General features: G+C 36.4%; 26 protein-coding genes and 1 CRISPR repeat array. Of the genes, 22 read left to right on the top strand and 4 right to left on the bottom strand.

All coding sequences use genetic code 11. The features are described 5' to 3' along the window. Positions 1–9 precede the first annotated feature (9 nt). The 10 genes from A3EM_RS0125130 to A3EM_RS0125085 are packed head-to-tail and all read left to right on the top strand — an operon-like array spanning position 10 to position 9,565. Positions 10–609, top strand: a complete 600-nt coding sequence (locus A3EM_RS0125130) for a hypothetical protein (RefSeq protein WP_157638075.1) — start codon at positions 10–12, stop codon at positions 607–609. A gap of 52 nt (positions 610–661) precedes the next feature. Next, the gene (locus A3EM_RS0125125) at positions 662–1,003 is read left to right on the top strand and encodes a hypothetical protein (protein ID WP_157638074.1); all 342 of its coding nucleotides are present in this window, start codon (positions 662–664) and stop codon (positions 1,001–1,003) included. Positions 1,004–1,016: 13 nt separating this feature from the next. Beyond that, positions 1,017–1,952, top strand: coding sequence for a coiled-coil domain-containing protein (locus A3EM_RS0125120; protein ID WP_020531009.1), 936 nt, complete (start codon positions 1,017–1,019; stop codon positions 1,950–1,952). Between the two features lie 9 nt (positions 1,953–1,961). After that, entirely contained in the window at positions 1,962–2,315 is a 354-nt protein-coding gene (locus A3EM_RS0125115; protein ID WP_020531008.1) for a hypothetical protein, read from the top strand. Next, positions 2,293–4,809, top strand: coding sequence for a VirB4 family type IV secretion system protein (locus tag A3EM_RS0125110; protein ID WP_020531007.1), 2,517 nt, complete (start codon positions 2,293–2,295; stop codon positions 4,807–4,809). Before A3EM_RS0125115 ends, A3EM_RS0125110 begins: the two co-directional genes overlap by 23 nt. Further along, positions 4,802–5,992 carry a hypothetical protein gene (locus A3EM_RS0125105; protein WP_020531006.1) on the top strand — a complete coding sequence of 397 codons (1,191 nt, stop codon included), beginning with the start codon at positions 4,802–4,804 and terminating at the stop codon, positions 5,990–5,992. Before A3EM_RS0125110 ends, A3EM_RS0125105 begins: the two co-directional genes overlap by 8 nt. A 27-nt stretch (positions 5,993–6,019) precedes the next feature. Beyond that, positions 6,020–6,667 carry a hypothetical protein gene (locus A3EM_RS0125100; protein ID WP_020531005.1) on the top strand — a complete coding sequence of 216 codons (648 nt, stop codon included), beginning with the start codon at positions 6,020–6,022 and terminating at the stop codon, positions 6,665–6,667. Next, positions 6,664–7,716, top strand: a complete 1,053-nt coding sequence (traM, locus tag A3EM_RS0125095; RefSeq protein WP_020531004.1) for a conjugative transposon protein TraM — start codon at positions 6,664–6,666, stop codon at positions 7,714–7,716. The genes A3EM_RS0125100 and traM overlap by 4 nt, the downstream gene beginning before the upstream one ends. 11 nt (positions 7,717–7,727) lie before the next feature. Then, positions 7,728–8,627, top strand: a complete 900-nt coding sequence (locus A3EM_RS0125090) for a DUF4138 domain-containing protein (protein ID WP_020531003.1) — start codon at positions 7,728–7,730, stop codon at positions 8,625–8,627. Continuing rightward, positions 8,624–9,565 (top strand): toprim domain-containing protein, encoded by a 942-nt coding sequence (locus tag A3EM_RS0125085; RefSeq protein WP_020531002.1) that lies wholly within the window; start codon positions 8,624–8,626, stop codon positions 9,563–9,565. Before A3EM_RS0125090 ends, A3EM_RS0125085 begins: the two co-directional genes overlap by 4 nt. Positions 9,566–9,595: 30 nt before the next feature. Here A3EM_RS0125085 and A3EM_RS0125080 read toward each other — a convergent pair whose 3' ends face one another. Further along, complete coding sequence (locus A3EM_RS0125080; RefSeq protein WP_020531001.1) at positions 9,596–10,048, bottom strand: JAB domain-containing protein; 453 nt, start codon at positions 10,046–10,048, stop codon at positions 9,596–9,598. 67 nt (positions 10,049–10,115) lie between these two features. On the opposite strand from A3EM_RS0125080, the gene A3EM_RS48380 reads away from it, so the two are divergent. Together A3EM_RS48380 and A3EM_RS0125075 are read left to right on the top strand one after the other, a co-directional pair. Next, positions 10,116–10,238 carry a hypothetical protein gene (locus tag A3EM_RS48380; RefSeq protein WP_281169837.1) on the top strand — a complete coding sequence of 41 codons (123 nt, stop codon included), beginning with the start codon at positions 10,116–10,118 and terminating at the stop codon, positions 10,236–10,238. A 223-nt stretch (positions 10,239–10,461) separates the two neighbouring features. Next, complete coding sequence (locus A3EM_RS0125075; protein ID WP_020531000.1) at positions 10,462–10,689, top strand: hypothetical protein; 228 nt, start codon at positions 10,462–10,464, stop codon at positions 10,687–10,689. A gap of 260 nt (positions 10,690–10,949) precedes the next feature. Here the strand turns inward: A3EM_RS0125075 and A3EM_RS0125065 are convergent, their stop codons facing one another. The 3 genes from A3EM_RS0125065 to A3EM_RS0125050 all read right to left on the bottom strand — a co-directional run bounded on the left by A3EM_RS0125065 (position 10,950) and on the right by A3EM_RS0125050 (position 12,673). Beyond that, positions 10,950–11,315: a hypothetical protein gene (locus A3EM_RS0125065; RefSeq protein ID WP_020530998.1), complete on the bottom strand. Its 366-nt coding sequence runs from the start codon at positions 11,313–11,315 to the stop codon at positions 10,950–10,952. 155 nt (positions 11,316–11,470) lie between these two features. Continuing rightward, complete coding sequence (locus A3EM_RS0125055) at positions 11,471–11,671, bottom strand: hypothetical protein (RefSeq protein WP_020530996.1); 201 nt, start codon at positions 11,669–11,671, stop codon at positions 11,471–11,473. Between the two features lie 123 nt (positions 11,672–11,794). Further along, positions 11,795–12,673, bottom strand: a complete 879-nt coding sequence (locus tag A3EM_RS0125050) for an ArdC family protein (protein ID WP_020530995.1) — start codon at positions 12,671–12,673, stop codon at positions 11,795–11,797. 86 nt (positions 12,674–12,759) lie between these two features. On the opposite strand from A3EM_RS0125050, the gene A3EM_RS0125045 reads away from it, so the two are divergent. From A3EM_RS0125045 to cas2, 10 genes are all read left to right on the top strand, one after another. Next, positions 12,760–12,993 carry a hypothetical protein gene (locus A3EM_RS0125045; protein WP_020530994.1) on the top strand — a complete coding sequence of 78 codons (234 nt, stop codon included), beginning with the start codon at positions 12,760–12,762 and terminating at the stop codon, positions 12,991–12,993. Between the two features lie 172 nt (positions 12,994–13,165). Then, positions 13,166–13,669 carry a hypothetical protein gene (locus tag A3EM_RS0125040; RefSeq protein ID WP_020530993.1) on the top strand — a complete coding sequence of 168 codons (504 nt, stop codon included), beginning with the start codon at positions 13,166–13,168 and terminating at the stop codon, positions 13,667–13,669. A 230-nt stretch (positions 13,670–13,899) separates the two neighbouring features. Continuing rightward, the gene (gene cas6 / locus A3EM_RS0125035; RefSeq protein WP_020530992.1) at positions 13,900–14,712 is read left to right on the top strand and encodes a CRISPR-associated endoribonuclease Cas6; all 813 of its coding nucleotides are present in this window, start codon (positions 13,900–13,902) and stop codon (positions 14,710–14,712) included. Continuing rightward, positions 14,712–17,258, top strand: a complete 2,547-nt coding sequence (locus tag A3EM_RS0125030) for a CRISPR-associated helicase/endonuclease Cas3 (RefSeq protein ID WP_020530991.1) — start codon at positions 14,712–14,714, stop codon at positions 17,256–17,258. Before cas6 ends, A3EM_RS0125030 begins: the two co-directional genes overlap by 1 nt. Then, positions 17,251–18,996, top strand: a complete 1,746-nt coding sequence (locus A3EM_RS0125025; RefSeq protein ID WP_020530990.1) for a hypothetical protein — start codon at positions 17,251–17,253, stop codon at positions 18,994–18,996. Before A3EM_RS0125030 ends, A3EM_RS0125025 begins: the two co-directional genes overlap by 8 nt. Positions 18,997–19,010: 14 nt before the next feature. Continuing rightward, entirely contained in the window at positions 19,011–19,997 is a 987-nt protein-coding gene (locus A3EM_RS0125020; RefSeq protein ID WP_020530989.1) for a DevR family CRISPR-associated autoregulator, read from the top strand. Beyond that, on the top strand, positions 19,972–20,685 hold the full coding sequence (locus tag A3EM_RS0125015) for a hypothetical protein (RefSeq protein ID WP_020530988.1): 714 nt from the start codon (positions 19,972–19,974) through the stop codon (positions 20,683–20,685). Before A3EM_RS0125020 ends, A3EM_RS0125015 begins: the two co-directional genes overlap by 26 nt. A 21-nt stretch (positions 20,686–20,706) precedes the next feature. Then, on the top strand, positions 20,707–21,207 hold the full coding sequence (gene cas4 / locus A3EM_RS0125010; RefSeq protein WP_020530987.1) for a CRISPR-associated protein Cas4: 501 nt from the start codon (positions 20,707–20,709) through the stop codon (positions 21,205–21,207). A gap of 17 nt (positions 21,208–21,224) precedes the next feature. After that, positions 21,225–22,229 (top strand): type I-B CRISPR-associated endonuclease Cas1b, encoded by a 1,005-nt coding sequence (gene cas1b / locus A3EM_RS0125005; protein WP_020530986.1) that lies wholly within the window; start codon positions 21,225–21,227, stop codon positions 22,227–22,229. A 29-nt stretch (positions 22,230–22,258) separates the two neighbouring features. Next, positions 22,259–22,522 carry a CRISPR-associated endonuclease Cas2 gene (gene cas2, locus A3EM_RS0125000; RefSeq protein ID WP_020530985.1) on the top strand — a complete coding sequence of 88 codons (264 nt, stop codon included), beginning with the start codon at positions 22,259–22,261 and terminating at the stop codon, positions 22,520–22,522. 205 nt (positions 22,523–22,727) lie between these two features. After that, a CRISPR array of direct repeats spans positions 22,728–23,020; the repeat unit is 30 nt; unit sequence CTCTTAATCGCACCATAGTGGAATTGAAAT. Positions 23,021–23,025 lie beyond the last annotated feature (5 nt).

Genomic DNA, 23,025 nt, shown 5'->3' with positions numbered 1-23,025 from the left:
GCTAAAATTATGAGACAAATCTACTTTTTATTAATCGCTTTAATGACCCTAAGTTATAGCCTGAGCTATGCTCAGGGATACAAGCCGCCCAAAAGAAAGGTGGTGAGGTTTAAGGAAAATAAAATTAAGAAAAGGGTAAAATCATATGATCACCAATCGGGATTTAACCTTGATTTGGCACATTCTACAGGCACAAAGGGGTTTGATGTGAATTTCCTGATTGGGGAAGAAACAAAAATGTTTACCACCGATTACCAATACTTTTTCAAAAAGAATATCGGACTAAAGGTGGGTTTAGGATACGAATATGGCGCTCCATATTCCATACCTTATGAAGGATATTATTTCCAGGTTCAACCCATTTATAATCTGGTAAAATTTCGGGAGAAGCTATTCCTCAATCTAATGGGAGGGTTTTCCATGGTGCATGATGATTACCCCGGTCTGGAAGAATTGAATAATAAATTGAATTATGGGGCCACGCTGGGAGCCGAAGCGGAATTTATGGTCAGTGAGCGATTGCTTTTGCTGACCAGCTTCGAGCAAAAATACATCCTCGGATATGGCCGATGGTTTTGGGGTTTAGGATTGCGCTATATCATGTTCTAAGCATTTTTATAAAAAAATTGAAGGTAAATATTGACTATAAACTAATTGATTCATGAAAAAGATTATTGAAAACCTCACTCGTTTGTTCTTTCTACTAATGGCTATATTAATTTCAAATACCCTACAGGCCCAGGACATTTTGGACAAACTTTCCCAATCTCAAAAGGAGGCCAAATCCACCACAAAAGAAGGTCTGGAAATTTTCTTTGGCTATATGGATATTGCCCTGGCCATGGTGATAGGAGGCTGGGCCGTAATTTCCTGGAGAGCTTCGAAAAGATCAGATTCTGAAGATGGAGAAAGTTTCAATTTACTCTCCTTCGCTATGACAAAACTTGGTGCCATTGGTGGTTACATTTTGATTCGGGTAGTGGCTTTACAATTGGTAAGTTAGAAAATATTCCCTCATGAAAAGGTTGATTTTTATATTGCTCTTGTGGACCTTCTTTACCGAATCATTTTCCCAAATGGCGGTGGTGGATGTGGTGGGTAATAAGCTGAGTACTATGTCTGTAAAAATGCAGGCCATTGAAAAACAAACCTCAGTAGCTACCAAGGTCGTGCTTACTGCTATGTCCGGAGACATTACCGGAAGCCTGGAAGCGCTTAACGCTCAGAATGAAATTCTGAAAAATTCAAAAGAGTTGAGAAGTACGCTTGGTGATATTGTTAAGGCAAGCAAGGTTTACCATGAATGGGAAAATCGACTAAAGGTGACCAAAAAGTTATTTGAAGGTACAAAATCGGCTATGGATGAATTATTTCAGGAGGAAAAATTACCCAAAGAAACTGTAGCAAGCCTGAATTATTCCTTAAGCAAAGTGAGAAAATTAACTGATGCTTCAAATGACATTTTTAGGGCTGCTACGGATACGGAAGATGAAATCAGCAGACTTTTGCGATTGGAAAAATTACAGGAAAGCGATCAGAAAATGGAGGAGGCAATCAAAGAATTACAGGCATTGCAGGAGAAAATTAACGCATTGAAAAAGGGGATTGCTTTCCGCTATGAATTGGTGAATATGGGTCTTCCTCCTTTTAATCCGAACCCGGCTAAAAGTTTTCTTTCCCCTCAACCCCAACTTACTGCTAAACAGAAAAAACAATATTTTTCATCAATAGGAAAAGGAATAGAGAAAGCCATTTCCAACTCTCCATACAAAGCCTTTTTCAAACTGATCATCAATTACATTGATATCCTCTTCATCATGATTGTGGCTTCTGTTTCGGTTTACATCCAAAGATCAAAAGGGTGGGGAAATACATTTGGATTAATTAAAACAGTATTCGAGCTATTGGTGGGCTATACCTTATTAAAAGTAATTATCGCAAGCATGATTTAGATTCAGTATATGATAAATGTTTATCGATCCACTTCTTATTTGAGCCTACATGGCACCATTCAGGGTGTACCTATTCGGAAATGCTGGGGACTTTTTTATGCCTCAGGAATTTTGATCATCATCACCATTTTACTTACTGACTGGACAGATTTTTTTTCCATCATAGGGCATGTGTTGTTTCTCACCGGAATTCCCTTTCTGCTCTTTTTTCTCGCAGTAAAAGCTTATGAACAAGACCCGGTGATACTGGCAGCCTTTTACAGGAAGATCTTTCAGGGAAAGGGGAATTGTAGAAACTACGAAATTATGCCACAACTTTTTGAGCAAAAGCGACTGAATTATGATTTTCTGGAAGAAAAATAAAACCATCAATTTTGAAAAAGTACAACCCATTGACATCATTGGTGATGGCTTTTGTATGCTGAAAAGTGGCTACATCACCTTAGGGATGGAATTGATTTTTCCAGGAATTTTCTATCTGGAAGAGGAGGTAATACTTTCCAAAATCCACCATCCTATAAAGTTTTTTTTAAAAGGATTGCCCCCAGGTACCTGTGTACAATTCCAAAATATTTATATCCCTCAGAAAACCACCTTGAATGCAGAAGGAGAAGACTATTTGGATCAATCAGCCCTAAAAATGCATGAACAAAATGAAGAAACAGCCCATCGTAGTTTCCTTTTTATTGCATTTCCCCAAAGTTATTCCGTTAGCGATTTTGTGCTTTATCATGATGAAGGGTTCAGGAGATTAGAGCACCGAAAGAAAAGCACCCGGATAAATTTGCCCAACATTGAAGAATACCAAAAATTAGTAAAGCAATTTGGAAAATCATTGACTGAGGGAGGAGCTGTTAAAGCCAGGTCCTTATCTGAAAACGATTGGCTGGATTATACCCGAGCCTATGTTACTACAGATTTCTTTGGAAAACCGAAATGGGGAAATATCCATGATACTGGGGGAAGCCTGAGGGTTGGACAAAAACACTTTTCATTTTTATCCCTGTTTCAAAATCCGGATGTGGATTTACAAGAAGTGGTTTATCCAAATTTTACCATTGATTTTACCCAAAATTCAGGGAAACAATTCAATTTGCCAGCTTCATTTGTTACTCCCATTACCCTTGGTTTAAATTGCCCTCATATAACCAATCTTTCCATTATTGTCCATGACCAGGCAGCCTTTGGGAAAAAACTCAAAAAACACAGTCATAGTCTGAATAGTCTTGGGGCACATTTTGATCGCAATCGGGAAAAAGCCCTTTTCCTGAATGGTTTCATGGAAAGTGTGGAAAATGATCCAAATGAAAGGTATGTAACCTATGCCCTGAATGTAATGGTGATGGGGAATACCGAAGCTGAACTGGTTAAAAATAAGGATTTAGCCATTAGGGGGTTTGATCGAATGAATTTTTCAGTGATTGCCGAGAATTTTAATAATCTGGAAACTTTTACCGGAAACATGGCGGGAAATGGTTACGAATTACCAAGGCAATTGTTGGGTAAACTTGGGCAGGTTTGCTGCCTTTTCCCATTTGAAACCAATGGGATTTTCAGTCCTAAAGGGTTATTGGTATCTACTAAAACCGGTAAACCCACTTACATGGATTTACTCAATAAAACAGCTGAGTTTGGAGGAGTAGAAGTGAAAAAGACCAATCTCAATATGTTGATTTTTGGGAAAACTGGTTCTGGAAAATCCAACTTCATGGGCTATTTTATTCGCCATGTATGGAATACTCAAGGGCACATTGTTTTGCTGGATAAAGGCAATAGCTTTGGGAAACTGGTAAAATTTCTCAAGGGGAAATTATATATCTATACCCCGGAAGCGCCACTTGCTTTTAATCCATTTTTACTCAGCAAAGATGATAAGGGAGCATTTATCTACTCCAAGGAAGAATTGGATTTCCTTGTTCCGCTACTTATTTCTGCCATCTATGACCGATTCGGAAAGGAAGAAATTAATACCATCAAAGATATTCTTGTGGATGAAATCCTAAAGGAATATTATACCCAAATCAATGTAGGTAAAATCCAACAGGTTAATTTCAATTCCTTCTATGAGTTTCTTCAGGAATTTCAGGAAAAGGTATTTGCAAATGAACAGCAGAACAAAAATTATGATGGCATCCGGCAGCAATTTCCCTTTGAGAAAGTGATGATCGCTTTTAAGAAATTTTACAAGGGAGGAATTTATGAAGGCTTATTTAATGCAGCGGACAATTTTGATATTTCCGGTGAGCGGTTTACTGTTTTTGAATTGGATAAAATTCAGGAAGATCCTTTTTTATTCCGAATAGTAGCCATTTGTATTTCCAAACTGGTGAATGCCAAATTCAAATCTCCCAAACTAAAAGGCGTACTCAAATATTTTATAGTGGATGAAGGGACTTTCATTTTGAAGGATTTCATGGTGGAGGTCACAGCCGGATTATTTCAAACAGCCCGGAAACACCATGCGGGGATATGCTTTGCCGACCAGACATTTGATAAACTCCATGCTACTGGTGTAGCTAATAGAATTGCCGGAAATACAGACACCCTCATTTTACTGGAACAGCAATTTACTGAAGAAACTACACGACATCTGAAAAGCTACCTTGGATTCACCAACCAGACCATCAGAAAAGTAAAAGCCATTGATAACTCAGGGGCATGGCGGGAAGGGGTGCTTAAAATCAATGATTTTGTATTCAACTTTCGCTTACAACTTTCCAAAGAATTTTTTCTGGCACTGAATACAGACTATGACCATAAAATGGCTCGGATTAATCAAAAATTGATGGCTTACTTCGAAGAAACTGAAAATATGGAATATGCTATTGAACAAATAAAAGAAGAAGAAAATGTTTGAACCTGATGACATCATGGCATTTGCGGAAATTACTGGGATTCTGAAATCCTATTTAATGCCTTACGCCCTTATTTTTATTTTAATTGCGGTGGCTTTGCATGCCTACAATGAATTGGTGGAAAAAGAAAACCAGGAGATGAGTTATTCCGGTAGTGATATTTTCTTTGGCATCCTAAGAAAGCTGGTATTCCCCATACTCGTATTTTTCACTTTCGATACATTGTGCCTTGTTCCCATATTCTTCATTTCAGAAATTGAAACACGCCTCAGAGAAGTGGATGTAGTCCAGCAAATGTATACAGGAGAATTGAACCAATGGGAAAGGCTTTTGAAAGACAACAATTACCTGAATGAAAAAAATGAAGCCCATTGGAATGAAGCTTCCTTCCAGACAAAAATGTCGGTGATCAGAATAGTTAAAAATGAAGCTGAGATTATCGAAAAATTATCTCCTAATCTCCATGAGGAGGTGGATATTGCTTTAGGTATAGAAAAGGACAACAGCACTTTTTCCCTCATGGGAGGATTAAGCCTTTCAGAATTCATTCATCACGGACTGGTATTTTTAATTAATATGCTCCGTCAGGGGATAGAATATTTGTTTGGGTTGATTTTCAAAATGTTACTTTATCTGGACATTATTATTGGGCAGTTTGTAGCCATGTTTGCCATCCTACCCATGTTCCGCAGCAATATTTTAAGATGGGTGCAAGAGAATATTTCGCTTTGCTTATGGGCCATTGTTTTCCTTATAGTGGATTGGATTTTAGGATATATTTCTTTCAGAGCCAGTCTGAGTGCTGACGCTTCAGTAGCGGATTGGGTCATCCCGCTGCTTTCCATTATTACGTATGGCGCCATTGGTTCATTTGCAGGGAAAATTATAGGAAGAGAAGCCAGTGGAGTAGGGATGTTGCAGACTGCCAGCAAAACCGCTTTAAGTGCCATACCTGCTGTTGGAGCTTTTGTGGGTGGTGCTTTTGGGATTTTAACTACTTCACAAGCCAGTGGAAAACTAAAGGATAAATTTGGGAAATGGATGCCTGCTACAGCCCAAACCACCTCAAAAATATTTAAAGGGGCAAAAAATGCAGTGGATTTTTTTAAACCCCAAAAGAAACCAACAGCAATGGAAAGGATGGCTGATGACATCGCCATTTTAAGGAAAACATTGACAGAATAACCCACTTTTTTACTAAAAAAATTTCTTATGAAGGTTAAAGAATCAAACCAAAATCATGGATTGAATAGCTATTACAGAGCTGTTCAAATATTGAAAGCTCAAAATGCTCTTTTAGTTATTCTGGTAATTGTTTTGGTACTCACCAACATTGGCAGTTTATACCTCTCCCAGGCTACTTCATGGGTTTCCCTTCCGGGGCAGGTAATTGAGGTAGAGAAATCATTTTCAAATCCCTATCTGGACTACAATGCAGAAATGCACACCGAAGCATTTATTAAAGCCATGTTTACCTTCGAACCGGCTACTTATGAAAGCAATTTGAATAAAGCCCAAAATTGGGCGGAACCTCATATTTATGAGCAGTACTATAATTTTTATTACCAGGACAAACAGCCAGAAACCAATGTCCCCCTTTACTATACCTGGGTAGAAAACAATGTGTTAGTAGATGTTGAAATGGACAGTATAAAAAGTCATTTTAATGAGGAAAATGAAATTGTAGTTCAGTTTTACGGAAAGCAGATTTTTAAAAAATCATTTGATTATAGCAGGCAAACTGTAACTATTTTTAATGCCGCTGCGGTAGTCAGTCCTCTAAGTTTCCGGTCGGATAAAAATAAAATGGGATTAATCATCCGGAATTTTGTGGTGGAAAGTAAACCGGTTGAGCCATGAGGTTAATACTTCAAAAGTTAAGGAGTTTCGATCCGGTTATATTGGGAATAATAGCTGCTATTCCCATTTTTATTTATTTGCATGGGTATATACTTACCGGTCCTCAGATTTTTTCAATTCACCCAGATAAAAATCTCCCACCAAAAATGGTGACTCCGATCAATATCCAGTCGGAGGAGAGTCCTGTTGGAGCAGATATCATTCGGGAGGAAGAGGACACCCGGAAGGAATTTGTACAAGAAACTATTGAGCAAAAGGAAAATTACAAAAAAGCGGTCAGCCTTAGCGAAAAAGTAATGGCATTTCATGATATCAATCAACCAGAAGAAAAGGTTGAATTAGCACCCACTAAAGATAGTATCTTAAAAATTCCCAAACCCCAAAAAGCATCCACCCCCGAAATTCAAAAACCAAAGGAACATCTCCAAGTACAACAAAATTTAAAACAGGAAATGGTTTTTCATCTGCAGAATCAAAACACGAATGCTTCTTCATTAACTAAAAAGCCAGATCCCTATGCAGGTTTTCATTTGGAAAGGTCTGGAAGTTTACTGCATAAAGAAAAATCAAGTGCTACAAAACCAAAATTGACCTTAGAAAAGCAAGTTGTAAACGGCCAGTTTGTGGGAAATAAAAGATTTACAGTGGGCAAAGATCAATTCATTTACCTAAGAAACACGGAAAGTTTTGAATTAAAAACTGAAAGTGTGATGGTTCCTAAAGGTACCATCATGCTAGGGAAAGTTGTGGTAACGGATAAAGTATATATCACCATAAGCAGCATAGAAATAGCAGGAAGAACAATTGCCATCAACATTATGGTTTGCGATCATCTTGGGGTAGAGGGAATCACCTATTCTGATATGAATGAAACCTTTAAAGAGGTTCAATCAGAATTGGATGATATTGTGGAAGGAAGTCTTGATAATATCAATGTCAGTGTACCCATGGTAGGAAGTATATCACTTCCCAGCAAAATCAGGAGTGATCATAAAAAGGAAATATTTTTTGACAGTGCTACTAAAATTAAGCTTCTCATTAAATTTTAAAATCTTTATACATGAAAAGGATAGTTTTATTACTCTTGCTCACTTCCGGAATCAGCGCCAGTCATGGACAAGTTTTAAAAGATGAAAATCAACATAAAAACATTGTGATTTCTGCCTTTAAAGTGATTTATGTGAAAATACCTGCCACTTATAAAATTGAAGATATACAGTTGGGAATGGAGGAACAATATTTTTCGGCTAAAATTGTAAAGGATAATTTATTTGCTGTCCAGGCAAATACTAATCAGGAACTGCCTCCTTCAAATATTAGCATCATCTGTGAGAATGTTTTGTTTCAGGCTAATATTATTGTGGAGCATAGTACCACTCAATATTTCTATGAATTTAAGGAACAAGAAGCGATTTATTTCGGAAGTCCGAATCCTCCCATCAAGAAAACCTCAGAAATGGAAACTAATCAACCAAATGTGGTTTTGCCTCCCAATATCGAAAACAATAATAAAAAAACAAACTTAAATTTACCGGTAGCTAAAAATGAGTTTGAAAAGGACCGGTGTGTGCTGGGAGGGATGACTGGAAAAATTGGTTTTTATGTCAATAATATTGTAGCTATTGAAGAAGATATTTACCTGTCCTTTAAAATGAAAAACTACTCCAACTTAACTTATTATTGCGAATATTTACAGTTTTTTCTGATTGCAAAATCTAAAAAACAAATGGCCAGTGTAGCTCCAGAAAAGGAGATTTTAACCTTCGAACGATTTGCATTTCCATCTGAAATAAAACCAGGTAGCATAAATCTGTTTATCGTTAAATTCAATGAGAGTTTTTCCTTATCCAAAGGAAATTATTTACAGGTCATTATGGATGAGGGAGAAAAAGGAAGAAGGATAATTGAACACATTATTTCGGAAAAAGAATTTTTCAAAAACATCTCTACATTACAATGACCTACCAGGAAGCCAATGAAATACAATTAACTGATCTATTGTCCAGAATGGGCTATGAACCCGACCGGATCAGGGGAAAAAACTACTGGTATAAATCACCTTTCAGACAGGAGCGTACAGCAAGTTTTAAATTAGATATTCATACTAACATGTGGTATGATTTCGGAGAAGGAGCTGGTGGTGGAACAATAGATTTTGCTAAATACTACCTGAGAACTGAAGACTTTAAAACAGCCCTTGAGTGGCTGGGAGGTAATACTTTAAGCCCGGTTGCTCCAAAAAGAGCCAACCTAAAGAAAGTGAAAATCCACAAGGAAATTTATTTTAAATTGATAGAAGTCAGTACTTTACGGAAGCCGACTTTATTTAAATATTTAAGGACAAGAGGAATCACCAGGGAACTGGGAAAATCCTATCTGAAACAGGTGAGTTTTGGTAATGCTGAAAAAGCTTTTAGCGGACTTGGTTTTGAAAATGATGAAGGTGGAATTGAGGTAAGAAACAGTTTTTACAAAGGCTGTTTTGGAAAAAAGAGTATTACCACGATTTGTGGCAAATTAGCCAAGAAAAACAGGGTTTTGGTTTTTGAAGGCTTCATGGATTTTTTAAGTTATCAGACCATGAAAAAATCTTACCATGAGGGAGATGAATATATTGTAATGAATTCGTTGAGCAGTCAACAGCAATTGCTAGAAAAAATAGAAAAAGTACCATACCAGCAGGTACATCTGTTTTTGGATAATGATGCTGCAGGTAAGAAAGCAACAGCATCCATAAAAGCGATATTAGAAGAAGAAAAAAAAGATAAATTAGTCATTAAAACCTGGAATCATTTGTATGAACAATCGAAAGATTTGAATGACTTTTTAGTCAGGAAACTGGAAAATGAGAAGGCCAATATGATAACTAACTCATCTCAAAATAAATTAAAGCCCTGAACTAAATCAAGGCTTTAAAAAGAAAAAGGCCTAAAGTAGCCCTTCGTCCGCAAATGAATAATACGACTCCTCCGTTAAAATGAGGTGATCGAGTAATGGAAGGTCTAAAAACTTTCCCGCTTCTTTGAGCTTATTGGTCAGTTGAATATCTGGCTGGCTGGGATTTAGGTTCATTGATGGGTGGTTATGACAACAGATAAGGCCTGCAGCGCCACATTTCAGGGCAGTAGCAAAAATGATTTTGGGATCGGCAACCACTCCTGACATTCCTCCGCTAAAAGCATGAGAAATACCCAGGACCTTGTTGGCCCGGTTGAGCAATAGAATTTTAAAATCTTCTACAAAGCCAATTCTATCCATATCCCAGTGTTGTTTGAAGATATGGTAGGCATCCTTTGAACAAGCGATTTTCAGCCTTTTAGCCGCTGGAATTTTAGAAGAATAAGAAACTTTAACCTCGGCAACCTGATGAGAATAATCCATAGCATCAAAAATTTAAGTGAATAAAAAATTTAGTTTTGGATTTCCCCCCGGTTGATTTTGAGATTAAATGCCAAAGGAAGCGTGTTTTATCTTCGGGGAGTGCAACTCAGGAGCTGGGAAAGTGGCCACACTTGTGTCGGAATCAAACAGGCAGTCTTTTGCAGCCATGCGGGTAGAAAAGGGGAGATAATGAGGTTCAGCTGTAGGGGATGTATCGAAAAACCGACCGAACTTTATTCAAAACTATAATGTGAGTTCCCCCGTCCAGTTAAGCAGGGAAGTTATTAGAAGGCACTTTAAAAAAGGTTGGGCAATGGATTGAGCACTAAATGGAAAACAATTAATGTCAGTTTGCTTTTGCGGAAGAATAATTATTTAAAGAAATTTGCATTGTAGTCTGTAAAGAAAAGAATATGGGAAAAAAAGATCACACTTCATTGATATACAAAGAATACGAATTGAGCGACATGGAATATGAGGAAATCTGTGATTTGAGTGAAGGCAACAATAAGGGAGAAATTCCCAATGGAATATTAGTGAACTTTTGGAAAAGGATGGCTGAAAAATACGGTTTCAAATGGGAAACCGGCAGAGCCAGTCCCAAAAAAGGGAAATTCTTTTTAGCTGAGCCGGAGGATTAGCAGTTTTTTTAAGACCAAGGAAGAAAACCAGCCCCATTGCTCAAAAAGCAAATATTTTGTATCATTGAGTAAGATGAATGAAGCAATCAAAAAATATTTGGAAGAGACCATGGTCTTTGTAGAAGGAGGGGAGTTTATGATGGGTATGACAAGTATTTTTGAATGGTAAAGCCCTGCATGGTTAGGGCTTTTACTTTATTGTGGGAAAAGAAAAACCTGTGTGATAAAAATGATGGATGCTTTCTCCCCAAGATTTAATATTAAGTATACCCCCAATAAATCGGTCTGAAAAAAGTGGGGTAAAGGTAAATTTGTTCTTCGGTGAACCATATATTTTCAGCCAGTTTCAATACTCCATCTACTAAGGCGTGTTTATGGTATCTCTTTCCATAAGGAAAGGATTTTATAATCTCTACTAATTGTATGGGCTGATCGGGAAAGTAGGGGTGGATGTACAAAACTTTGGGATCAAAAACTCTGTCATAGGGTTTGGTGATGGGTTTTCTTTTATAACCGTAATCAAATCTGCAAAAATAAATGTAGGGATCCTCATCATTTTTTCGGTAAAAATAGGAGCCATTTCTGGGCGAGTATCCTGCTTTCAGTAAGCTTGCTAATGTTCTCATAGTGAACCACTATTTGTTATTACGAAGAAACGTCAGAGGATATTTGCTTCATCAGCAACAAACCATCTGGTTTTTTCCACACTAAAATGATATTCTCCATAATTGGTTAAACAAAAAGCCAATTATGTGCCTTGCTGGTTGAAATCTGAATGATGCTACTTTTTACCTCTATCCAGTTTTTGCTGGAAGTAAGGCATATATTCCTTCCTGAGATTCAGCAATTTTTCGATGAATTCATCATAAGTAATCTGGCGATTATCATACTCAGTGGCAATCAGGTTCCTGTCCTTCTGCCATCGTTTTTCCACGTCCCTAAATGAAAAAGCATCTTGATTAAAATTTTCCGGCTGTGACATAATCATTTAATTTTTAGTTTAAAAAAAAAGGTAGTAGATTATGGAGCCTTTGTGTGAGTGGTACAACAAAATTAGGCTATAATCCTCAAATAAAAAAAAGGAAGGGTTTCCCCTTCCAAAAACTTAAGCCAGGATGTAATCTACAGCCTTTTGTGCCTGAGCCGCTGCTTCAATGAGCAACTTGTGGTCACTTTTAAGCACATCCAACCAACCCTGAATGTAGGCTGCTGAATCTTCCAGAGTCTGCTGATTTTGAATGCCAACATGCCCACAAAGGAAACATGCTCCCATCTCCGCCAAAAGTTCCTCTTTACTATAAACAGTATTTGCAAAAGTGACATTACCTCCCGAAATTGCTTTTCTATCCAGCCGGGAAGCATGGCCCGATGCGTGGGTGAGTTCGTGATATAAAATACTTAAATATAAAGTGTAGTCTGGAAATAATTCCATGGCTGGCATGTTGATGAAATCCTCTTTGGGATTGTAGAAGGCCTGAGCTTTTTCGTGTTTGAGTGCAGGCGGATTCTGCATATTTCGCAGGACCTGCTCACCTTCCCAGATCAGGTGGTTATCAGCTTTGATAGTCAGTTCGGGGATATCGAATTGTACATCTTCTACACAGGAGATATTGAATACCCTGTAGTATTTCAGAAAAGCCTTTTTATCGATTTGGTCCGCGGGATATTTAGCCAGCTTGTTTTCGGGAATAAGCTCTCCGGTATCCTTATTTTTAAACACAAAATTCCAATAAACCACCGGAATGGATTTGGCTCCTTTTTGCACTTTCCCACCGAGCTTTTTGATTTGTTTGAAAGTGAGAAAAAATGGATAAGTAAAATGAAGGGAGTTGAGGATAAGGGCATTAATTCCCCTGTAAGGCTTCCTGGTAAGATAATTGGCAGCAGGGCCAAACTGATTCCAGGGTTGTTTCCAGGGGACAGTACCTTTTTCAAGTTGTTCGATTAACTGAGCGGTCACGATTTGATACACATCATTTTTCATGATTAGAAGGGTTTAAATGAAACAAAAAATTTAGTGTGTAGGATCACCCCTCGTTTTTTATCCCGGATTCTCAGCAAACAGGAAGCGTGATTTTATCTTGGGGGAGTGCAACTCAGGTGCTGGGACAGTGGGCACACTGGTGTTTGGATAAAATCAGGCAGTCTTTTGCAGGATTGCAGGGTGGAATTGGGCAGGTATGCAGTACAGCTGTAGCGGCTCATTCCGGGAAAAAAACGGAACTTTATCCGAAATGTCTAGATTTGATGATGATGTTTTCAGTGATCGAATTGGCTGGTGATAACCGGGAAATTGATCACTGAAAACGCCTTGTTATTGATTGGTTGATCGTGGGGAAATAGTTGCTCTTGGAAGTATTTTAGATTTTTCTTTAAGGAAAATAGGAGGGGGGAAGTAAGTAAGGAATCGTACCCGGTTTAGAGAAAGTGATTATATTTAGCCAGAAAACTGGAAATAAACAAAAGGTGGGTAACCATGAAATTGACAAAAAATGATTTTAAAGACATTCCTCAATTATCAGCCTTAATTAAAGCAGTTGATAATATAGATGCTGAATATGCTAATAGAGTTTCTGATGAAATTTATAAATACCAGCCATTTTTTTTATCAGTGTTATTAGGATATCGGTTAGATACCAAGCCAGAAGAATTGGATGAATTGATGAGGGTTTATTTTATGATTTGGGAATATTTTAAATCCAAACCCTATGTGAAAACAAAAAAAATAACGGAGGCCTTTTTTGAGAGAGCTGAAAAAAAGCATATTGATATGCTAAAATATAGTGAGGGGGAACCCAATGAAAGCGCAAGGAAAAAAGTGTTTTCCAATGATTTAGAGAACCTCCAATCTAAGGGTTTGTGGACTGCTGTTCTTCTTAAGTTTGAAGATCGGGAAGCGCTATTAAAAATGGAAAAGGAATCGAAAGTTATTATTCTAATTGGCATCAAAAGTTTTATTGAATGTTTTGAAAATCTTTAAGAGGAGAAAGATCCTATCATAAAACTGGTTGAAATCTAATATTGGAGGTAATTCTGAAACGTTTCTGCTTTCATTCCTTGCAATATTGAAGGGAAAAAAAGTACAAAAAAAAGCGATCAAACCGTAAAGGATTTACGGTCTGAAATAAATAAAAAATTCACAAAAAAATATTTTTGATTCAGAATTTTATTCTGTAACATTATACTTTCTTTTACCTTAATCTATAATTAATGCGATTTCAGTTAGTATTTGAACTGGAAAAGGGGCAAGTATTGCCTATTAATTACCAATATGAGCTTTCCAGTTGGATTTATCGGATACTCCACCATGGAGATGAATCTTTTGCTGATTTTTTACATTCTCAAGGCTATAAGTTGGGAGAAAACAAAAGTTTCCGGCTATTTACCTTTTCCAATTTTCATTTTCCTAAAAATCATTGGAAACGGATAGGGGATAGGATAAAGTTATATTGTAGAGAAATTTCCTGTACCATCTCCTTTTTTGTTGATGAAGGGGCAGAAAAGTTCATCATGGGACTTTTTAAAGACCAGTACCTGAGTTTAGGTGACCAGCTCAATCAGGCAAAGATGAGTGTGAAAAGGATAGAAGCCCAGCCAATTATTGTACCCAGTAACACAGTACAATTAACAACTAAATCTCCGCTGGTGATTTCCAAAAAAAGAGTGGATGGGAGTACGGAATATTTATCTCCTGATACTTCAGACTATCAGTCCTATTTTTTCAGTAATCTGACAGAGAAATATTCAGCTGCGATGCTAAGTCAGGAAAAAGAGTTGGCCTCGGAAATTATTCAATATCAGGATTATGCCATTAGGCTCACAGGCAGGCCACCACGCAAGAAAGGAGTGATGATAAAAGCCCAAACGAAAGCCCAAAACAAAGTGATCGGTTACCTCTTCAATTTTGAATTAACGGCACCCATAGAGCTGATAGAGTTCGGATTGCAGGCTGGTTTTGGCAAAGGGAATTCTCAGGGCTTTGGTTGTTGTGAGGTGGTGGGATTTAGTAAAAATGGAAAGTGATGAAATCTAATATTCTTGAATACTACAATAATTTATTCCCATTCCAGCCTTACACTTATCAAATTAAAGTTGCAGAGGCACTCTTATCGGGGAAAAACGTAATTTTGTCCGTTCCCACTGGAGCGGGTAAAACATGGGCTTCTATTATCCCCTTTTTATACGCCAGAGAAAACTCCGACATTCATTTCCCCAAAAAAATGATATACAGTTTACCACTAAGAGCTTTGGCAAACTCTATATATGAAGACGTAACTTATATTGTAGATGCAAGCATACAAACAGGTGAATTTTCGGAAGATATTTATTTTGAAAATGATATTATTTTCTCAACTATTGACCAAACACTAAGCAATTTCCTTTGTTTTCCGCTTCCCCTTTCTCCAAGGTTGGCAAATATTAATGCAGGGGCATTGGTAGGTAGCTATTTAGTATTTGATGAATTTCATTTACTTGATAAAAATCTTTCAATGGCAACTACTTTGGGTAGCTTAAAAATGCTTGGCAATTTATGCAGGTGTTGTATTATGACAGCCACCCTAAGCCAAGGGTTTATGGAGGAACTGCGCCAAAACCTTCCTAATTACGAAATTATTACTTTAGATGATTTCCCAGAGGATCAAAGTAAAATAACTTCTTTATTACCAAAAGCTAATAAGAAAAAATTATCTGTTTTAAACCAGAAAATTTCAGCGGAACTAATTGCTAGGAAGCATGAAAATAAAACCATTGTAATTTGTAACCGGGTGGAAACTGCCCAACAAATCTACAAAGACCTCATTGCATTAAACCTCGAAAGTTTTGAAAACCTTCGAGGTTTGGAAACGGAGAATATAATTTGTCTACATTCTAGGTTCTATGATGAAGACAGAAAAGTAAAAGAGAAAAACCTAAAGAGGCTTTTTGGGAAGAATGCAAATAAAGAAGAACATGCCATATTAATTGCTACACAAGTAATTGAAGCAGGAATGGATATTTCGTGTAAGGTAATGCACACTGAAATTTCCCCTATTAATTCTTTTTTGCAAAGGGCAGGGCGTTGTGCAAGGTTTGCCAATGAAACGGGTAAAATATTTATTTATGATGTACTCGATATTCAAGAAGCGGAAAAAATAAGCTTCGAACCTGAAAGCAAGGAAGATAAAGCAGAAATACAACGGTTGAATAATAAATACCTGCCTTATCAGCCAGATGTTTGTATAACTACATTAGCCGAACTCAAAAAATATTCAACACTAGATAACCCTGTTCCCAAAAAGCTCATTGAAACTATTTTAGGGGCAGGGGAAAAAGACATAATTGGTAAAATGAAAATGGGGCATAGTGGAGGGTTCAACCAAGATAAAATAAAAGATGCATGGTTTACTGCTTCTACCGATAAAAATGGGGCTAAAAACCATTATAGAAATACCATTCGGGATATACAGAGTGTAGAAATTATGATTATTAGTGAGGACCAACTCAAAAGAGTAGAGATGTTTCCGTTTCAATATCAGTCTTTGAGTATGTACAAATACTCCTTAGTTGGGTGGCTTAATAAAATTGTGAAAGGAGATGTAAGTAACCCACCACCAATTCCATTTGAGGATGATTGGCTAATCAAAAAGCTAGTTGATGCAGAGGATGTCTTTTTAGAAAATGATGAAGGGATAAAATATGAATTAAAAGAAATAGCACCAGACGGGTTTAACAATTTACCCACAAAAGTTTATGTCAATGCTAAATATTTTGGCTATGACAAACTATTTGGTTTTAACTGGCAATACCAAGAGTCTTTTAATAATCTATCTCCAACTAGGGAAAAAGTTGAAAGTAAAAAAGGCTTTGGGGATTTTCAAAAAGATACATTTTATCAACATAACAAAGCCTTGTTAGTGGCTTTTGAAAAAGAGTTTTTGGGAGAAAATGGCGATAAATTAGATTTTGTTTTCCATGAGTTAGCAGAATTTTCAGGAAATGGAGCTGTAACTAAACCTGAATTTATACGACTAATTAAGTTAATGATTGTTTTACACGATTATGGAAAACTAAATGATAGTTGGCAAAGCCCTATGCAGTACTACCAGGCTTTAAAAGAAGGGGTTCCACCTAACGAGTTTAAAGAAATATTAGGACATACAGACTTTGACCCTGAAAGTGAAGAGGATAAACAATTTGCCCAAAAAGCTAAATTGAATAAACGTCCACCTCATGCTGGGGTAGGGGCTTATTTAGCTCAGGAACTTTTGCTAGAGTTAGATGAAGATGAACGCGTTACAAGCAGTATTTCATTAGCAATTGCCAGACATCATTCACCCTCAAATTCCAAGTTTCCTGAGTTTGTTATATCTCCAAAAAACTTTAATGCTGCTAAACAACTAATGAAAGAGTTAAGCTTTGACCTCGATTTAGAAACAGAAGAAGATGACGGAATACTTGAAGGTTTCCAATACGGTGATTGGGAAAAGGAACAAATTCTTTATTTGTTTTTAGTAAGGGTTTTAAGGCTTTGTGACCAAAAAGCAACAGAGGACTTTCAAAAATATTTAAACAGCCAAACTCATGTATAAAGAATTTTTAATACCAAAAAAATCAGGTACTTATTCCGAAATGCTAGAAGTATTTGGACTGGGTAATTTAATAGATGAAGTATTAACTCGACTTGATATTGGGGAAAGGAAAATTACATTTGAAGATATGGGCTTATATTATATAGTATCAAGTGATAAAGAAATCACAAATAAAATGCTGGAAGGACTTACCTATTTTCCCGTAGTAAAATTTCTTATCAATAAATCCGATACTTTTCCGCCTGAAGGAATATCAATAGAAAATTGTTTTAATTACCCAGAACAAAAGGCAGAACAAGACCTGTACAAAAAAGAGTATGAGAATATTGATAAAGACAAGAAAAAAAGCAGTGAACAAAAAAAAGCTGCAAAACAGGAATTAGCTCAAAGAAAGCTATCTGAGTTTGGTAAAAAGCTTGATAAGGAATATGATGTTTATAGAGAGCTAATTAAAAACCCGTACTCTTCTTTCGTAAAGCTTTTCGATAATTTTCATGAAAACCAGCAATATTTTCCAGAATTAATCAAAGAAATTTTATCATATTATAGTAAGTCTATTATTCTTAATGGAGACTATAAATTGGCTGATGAAAAACCTACATCTCAGCAGCTATTTAACCCAAATCAAGGTAAAGGGCTTAATAAGGCAAAGGCAAACAATGCCTCAATGGGAAACCAAAAATCCTTTTGGGTAGCAGAAACTATGAAGATTTCTGGTGCTTTATCAATGATGAGCGTACAGTATGTAAAAGTTGGTTCAGGATATGATTTAAAAATATATGTTCCTGAATTTAGACAAATACTTCATCATAAAGCGAAAGAGCTTTTATTTGTTTTTAAAAAATATCTAAAAAGTGCAGCCCCTATCAAATTAGATATCCTAAACTTATTGGATATAACTATCTATTTTATCGAACTTACCCCAGAGTACAATAAAGGAAAAGTAAAAAATACAATTCAGGGATTCCACACTGTATATCAGAAGGATTTAGGGCAGAATAAGGCGGTAGCTAATATTTCCTTTATGACTACTCCCGATTTTGTTGAATACACTGATAAAAAAGAAAGTAAAGATTGGATCAGGCTACTAAAAGAGCAAAGGAATGTAATTTCGGGAATTGAAGAAGTTGGTGATTCAATAAAAGGTTTGCAGTTATACCGAAGTTTCTTAGGAGCCAAAGGAAGAAATGCACTAAATTATTTTTCAAATTTTAGTTTTTGGTATGCCTCCTATCTAATGCAGGCTTTAGATAATGAAAAATTTTATGTAAAACCATTTCATATAGAAACCCTAAATATTTTTTATAAAAACATGACAACACAAGAAATAAACCTGAGTGAGATAATCCAGAATGAAGGTTTTAAGGCAATAGCCCAGGCTATTCGGAAAAGCACGGTTAGTTTACAGTACACCCCTAAGGAAAACAGGAAGTTTGAAATTAGGTATGGATTGGCTCAACAACTTCAAAACAAGTCCAAATCGAAAGAAAGCTTAGCCACATTTATAGGCGAATTTATTGGAACATATAATGCTGAAACAGGTCGAAATGCTGAAAAGAACAACGGAAAAGCTTTTAGGACAAATGTTAAAGACGAAGAATTGTTGCAATTTTTTTCCCTATTAGATAAATCCTCACCTCGTTTAATTGGAGCATTATTGGCCTCCTACGGATTTGCATTGAATAAAAAGGAAAGTCAAAAAGAGGAAGTATTAACTGCTGAAGAAATTGATAACTAAAAAAATAAAATTATATGTCAACTAATAATAATGTAATTGCTTCCCTCTCGATTAGTGGGGAGATTACTTTGAATTTGCATTCCCTTAACAATGAAGGTGGAGAAGGTAACCAAGTAATTACCCGCCAGGTAACTATTGTAGATGAAAATGGTGAAACCCACACTGTTAATGCTATTTCTGGGGATATGTTTAAACACATCCATGTGGGACATTTAATTAACTTGGCAAAAGAAAAAGAATTGCCATTGTGTTCTAATTGTAAGGTTTTTAACCCAAATAGGTTATCTAGTGGGGAAGATTTAGGAACGTATTTTCAAGATAACGAAAATTATACTGATAGCCAAGTTGTAGGTGCTTTAATTGAGTTATGTGTGGTAGATGATACGCATGGTGTTTTAGTAACTAAAATTGGAGGGAAAAACAAAAATGTACCTCGCAAATCTGTTGTTGAATTTGGATGGACAGTAGGCATTCCAAATAAAAATAATACTGAATCATATGTACACACTAAACTTGTAGCAGATTCTACAGGAGTGAGAGGAGAAGGGAGTAATGAAGGGCAAAATATTTTCCACCGCCCTGCTAATTATGGGATCTATGCTTTTGTATGCAACGTTGATATTTACCGAATAGGATTTAATGATATTTCAAGAAAGTATAATTTGTCAGAAATAGAAAGGGAAAATCGTTATAAGGCATTGGTACAGAGCTTATTAAATGCATTTGTAAACCCCCAAGGAGCAATGACTAGCACTCAAAAACCCCATATCACAAATTTTAATGGAGTCGTTGCAGTATCAAGTAGGGCTACTCCTGCACCTACCATTAGTGCACTTAATAAAAATTTTGCAGAAGAAATTAAAAAAATTACGGAGAATATTAACAAAATTGAAAATGGGGCAATTTCACTTAAACCATTTAATGGTTTAGGAGAGTTATCAGGGGTTTTAGCAGAGCTAATACAATACACCCCTTATGAAATCCCAACTAGTGAAACCTAAGAAAACTAAATATGCTATGGATATTTTTTCAGTAAAGTATTTACCGACAACACTTTTTTCATTAAAAGACAGCAACTCTACAAATTCAGGGGCAAAAGCACTGTTTTTGCCCTCTCCTTATGCAATTAAAATGGCTGTTTTAAATCAGGCGATTACCATGGGGGGGGAACTAGAAGATTTACAAAAAAGAAAAAGCAAAGCTTTCCAATGGATTAGAGATGCTGAAATTAATTTTTACATTGAGGAGGGTAGTTTTTTTGTGGTCAATAATTCTTTCGTTAAAATTTTAAAGCCTTCACGTAGTGGAACTGGTTTTGGAAGAACTGTTTCTTTTAGGGAATACCTTTTTTTATCTAAACCTCTTGAAATTATTTTTAAAGCAGACAATGAAGATGCCGTTGAATATTTAAAAAGGTACTTACATAATATCAATTACTTTGGGAAACGAGGTTGTTTTTTTCAGTTTTTAGAATATCCTGATACACCAAAAGAAGCAAATGTAAAACCCTTTAAGGCAGAAAGTGGTTTGTTCGGGGTTTTACAAGAATACGATGATTTTGATGATAAAGCCACCTTTGAAAATGTAAGTAATTATTCTTCAAAATCTGCAAAACGAAAGAAGAGTGTATTGGTTCTTCCATTACAATCAGTCGGGTCATCTAAATCATTTTCTTGTTTCCGAAGTTAATAACCTCCAAAGGACCAAAAAATGCTCACCGCCACCCATATAGCCTATTATTTCATTTGCCACCGGAAACTTTGGTTGTTTGCCAACGGCATCAATATGGAACATACTTCCGATACAGTGTATGAAGGGAAGTTGATTCATGAGACCAGCTATCCGCAACGGCCGGGGAAATATACGGAGCTGGAACTGGCGGGAGCAAAAATTGATTTTTATGATGCTAAAAACAAAGTGGTGCATGAGGTGAAAAAATCTGACAAAATGGAGGAGGCTCATCGCTGGCAGGTGAAATATTACTTGTACCTTTTATTGGAATCCGGAATTGAAGATGCTACTGGTGTACTGGAATACCCTAAGTTAAGGAAAACAGAACAGGTATTTCTGAATGAGGATGATATCAAAGACCTGGAAGCAGCAATCAAAGCCACAAAAAACCTGCTTAATAAAGAAGAATGTCCACCCAGATTAAAGAAAAAGACTTTTTGCCGGAATTGTAGTTATTTTGATTTTTGCTGGTCTGATTAAACCCAACAGAGATTTGTATGAAGAAATCTTACTATCTTTTTAATCCTGGTCGCCTGAGCAGAAAGGACAATACTTTGAAATTTATTCCTGTAGATGAAGAGGGCAATGAAGGGCAGCCTAAATATTTGCCTATCGAGGGAGTAAATAATTTATTCGTGTTTGGTAGTCTGGATGCCAATAGTGCCATGTATAATTTTCTGGGCAAAAATCAGGTAAATGTTCACTTTTTCGATTTCTATGAACATTATACGGGTTCATTTATGGCCAAAGATTATTTGCTTGCCGGAAAGGCTCAAATTGGACAAACCAATCATTATCTGGATGGACGAAAAAGAATAGTACTGGCACAAAAATTTGTGGAAGGAGGGGCGCATAACATGGTGAAAAATATCAGGTATTACGAAAAAAGAGGACGGGAAATTACCACTCATATCGCAGTTATTGAGGGATATACTGAAAAGATTACCACCACCTTCAATATTTCAGAATTAATGGGAATAGAAGGGAATATCCGGCAGGTTTATTATGAAACTTTTGATCAGATTGTACCGGATTTTGAGATGAGGGGAAGAAGCAAACAACCTCCTAAGAATGAAATTAATACCCTGATTTCTTTTGGAAATATGCTGTGTTATACCTTGTGCCTGGATCAGATTTATCATACACAACTAAATCCAACGATCAGTTTTTTGCATGAACCAGGAACCAGAAGATATTCCCTTGCATTGGATTTAGCAGAGATTTTCAAGCCCCTACTGGTTGACCGGATCATTTTTAAAGTTTTGAATAAAAAAATACTTAAAAGTACTGATTTTGAGCAAAATACCAATAAGGTCATTTTAAAAGAGAAGGGAAAGAAAGCTTTTTTAAAAGAGTGGGACTCCAGGCTAAATGAAACTATCAGGCATCGTTCACTGGGGAGAAGTGTATCCTACAAGCATTTGGTAAAACTGGAATGTTATAAATTAGCCAAGCATATTTTGGGAATTGAAGCATATCAACCATTTAAAATGTGGTGGTGAAGATTAATTGAAATTTTAACTTTATAAAGATGTATGTAATATTGGTATATGATATAGGCGAGAAAAGGGTAGGGAAGATGTTGAAGCTTTGTCGGAAGTATCTGAACTGGATTCAAAATTCGGTATTTGAAGGGGAAATTACCGAAGTAAAATGGAAAGAAATGCGATCCAGGGCAAAAGATATTATGAGCGAAGAGGAAGACAGTCTGATTATTTTTAAGAATAAAGACAAGCGGTGGCTGGATAAGGAAATTGTGGGTCAGGAGCGTAATAGCCTGGATAATTTTCTTTAAAGTTGTCGATGTCCGGAAATTCTGGTTTTTAAAATTGGATATTTTGAAAGGAAAAGCAAAAAAAGCCATTTCTGAATCACCAGAGAGGTTGTCGTAACTGGGGTAAAATCTTATGATTAGGGATCGACAACTAAATGCTGGAAATTTTTAAAAAGAAAGTTGTATAATGGCCCATAAAAGCCGATTTTTAGGCAGCCAAAAACGGCTCTTAATCGCACCATAGTGGAATTGAAATTCCAGAAAGGTGAAGTATGTTGCTGAAATGGCTGTTCTCTTAATCGCACCATAGTGGAATTGAAATTTTTAATTGCTTGTTGCTTGTTTGGTTGAAAAAACCCTCTTAATCGCACCATAGTGGAATTGAAATTTAATTTGAACTGTGTATTTTCTGTCGTAGCTACCCTCTTAATCGCACCATAGTGGAATTGAAATCACTTAAGAACCTGCTTAAGCAGCAAGACAAAAATTCTCTTAATCGCACCATAGTGGAATTGAAATTCTCC

The organism is Flexithrix dorotheae DSM 6795, assembly GCF_000379765.1.
GTDB lineage: Bacteria > Bacteroidota > Bacteroidia > Cytophagales > Flammeovirgaceae > Flexithrix > Flexithrix dorotheae.
This window is presented reverse-complemented; position numbering and strand designations above follow the sequence as displayed.